Genomic DNA, 631 nt, shown 5'->3' with positions numbered 1-631 from the left:
ACCTTATCTTCGTCATTTTTGTTTTTTGCTCGAATAAGTTCATACCATGCATTTGAATCTAACCAGTATGGATATTGCTCGAAGATGTTGTTAGCCATTAGTTGTTACCACCTTTCACTTTTTTATATGTGATAGGATAAGTGTGATCGACTATAACAAATGGTACATCAGCATTTTTAACCCAGTATGCAAAACGTCTTGCAGCTTCTTGCTGATCAGCCGTATTGCACATATGATTTACGCTTTTACGCAAATCACTATAATGAAAACACTTATTCTCAGGAAATTGATAAGCAACTGCAATAGATGCTCTGTATAAAAAGTTTTGTGCATTACTTTTCATTTTAAATTCCTCCAATAACTTTTAAAGAGTCAATCTGATTAAACAAGTTAACACCTATTCAATCGATTGCTATAATAAGCTTAATTGAAAGAAATAGATTTGCCGCGGAACAAAAAATAGGAGGGAGGGGTATATTGTTGATACCTACTTTGGAAGATGTAATTATTTATAGTGATGATTTTATCGATATAATTAACTACGATACTTCATATCTAGTATATGAAGATATGTTGCTGATAAAAAGCTTAAATGATTTAAATAAGTATCAAATGGTGGATAGGGGATTAT

General features: G+C 31.5%; 1 protein-coding gene. It reads right to left on the bottom strand.

All coding sequences use genetic code 11. From position 1 onward, the window contains the following. Nucleotides 1–97 precede the first annotated feature (97 nt). Nucleotides 98–343: a cassette chromosome ssDNA-binding protein gene (gene ssb, locus ACF91D_RS31320; RefSeq protein WP_071331185.1), complete on the bottom strand. Its 246-nt coding sequence runs from the start codon at nucleotides 341–343 to the stop codon at nucleotides 98–100. Nucleotides 344–631 lie beyond the last annotated feature (288 nt).

This window comes from Staphylococcus sp. 231237_7MaSpsaltlick (genome assembly GCF_043107035.1).
This window is presented reverse-complemented; position numbering and strand designations above follow the sequence as displayed.